Raw genomic sequence first — 656 nt, forward strand, 5'->3', positions numbered from 1 at the left:
TTCGCGTATTTTCCGTGCTCGTGAAGCGGTGGAAAAGAAGATTAAACCTCTTTTACAACGCTAAAACTTGTAATAATTATGGTGAAAATAATGGCTGATAAAGAAAAGCTTTCGGCACTCATGGATGGTGAAACGATCGATAAAGCTCTGATTGCAGAGTTGGAGTCCGATCAAGAAAGCAAGGATACCTGGCAGAGTTACCATTTAATCGGTGATGTCATGCGAGGCGATGCGCCAGAAACGCTGGAATGGAACATTGCAGACAGTGTGGCCGCAGCGCTTGAGAACGAGCCTGCACACAACAAACTGACTAATGTGCATTCACTGCGCCCAGAGCAGAACCAACCTACTGTTCAAGAAGTGCATGAAGAACAACCTAAACCTCAACAGGCAAAACGCCAAATGCCAGCTTGGCTTCAGCAGTTTGGTCAAGTTGCCGTCGCGGCATGTGTGTCACTAGCGGTTATTTTAGGTGTACAACAGTATGGTGGCAGCGATCCTGCAGCCTCAGAAGCAGAACAACTGCCTGTGCTCCAAACGATCCCATTTGCGGGTTCTGTTGAGCCTGTAAGTTTGACTCGTGAGTCTGTTGAGAAACCAGTAGCAGACGCAAACTTGCAAGAGCAGCGCAAACGCGTGCACGCTATGTTGCAAGA

At 47.9% G+C, this 656-nt stretch carries 1 protein-coding gene; it reads left to right on the forward strand.

Annotated features, from left to right (window positions below; all coding sequences use genetic code 11):
* Positions 1-90 precede the first annotated feature (90 nt).
* The coding region (locus KIV40_RS27615) for an RseA family anti-sigma factor (RefSeq protein WP_285352397.1) at positions 91-656 on the forward strand (566 nt) is incomplete at its 3' end.

The organism is Vibrio sp. D173a (assembly GCF_030248475.1).